The 342-nt window shown below is 41.8% G+C and carries 1 pseudogene; it reads right to left on the reverse strand.

From position 1 onward, the window contains the following. Positions 1-342: pseudogene (locus tag M72_RS17415) on the reverse strand (ISNCY family transposase); the annotation flags it as partial.

The following is a 342-nucleotide window of genomic DNA, read 5'->3' on the forward strand; positions in this document are numbered from 1 at the left end:
GTTCTTCTTCCGGCCAGACAAAGATTATCCTTGATGTGGTTAATATCTCTTTCTACGGTGGTTCTGATTTTGTAAGTGTTATTCCATTCTTCTGTACCACGGATAGCGCCAGGATAGGCACGGAGATCCTTTTCAGGATAAATATACACCATTCTGCCACAAGAAGAAGCTGTACATGGATCATCACATGTACAGTGACGCTGGGACCTGCCAGTAGATGTATTTTTGATCCACTTGATTTTAGGACAGACAAACTTATATCTGGTAACACCGCTTCTGAGTTTTGATATTCCTTCATATTTCATGGGAAGTGAATCATCATGAGGACAGCAGGGAATCCCA

Origin of the sequence: Roseburia faecis, from assembly GCF_001406815.1 — a bacterium.
GTDB lineage: Bacteria > Bacillota > Clostridia > Lachnospirales > Lachnospiraceae > Roseburia > Roseburia faecis.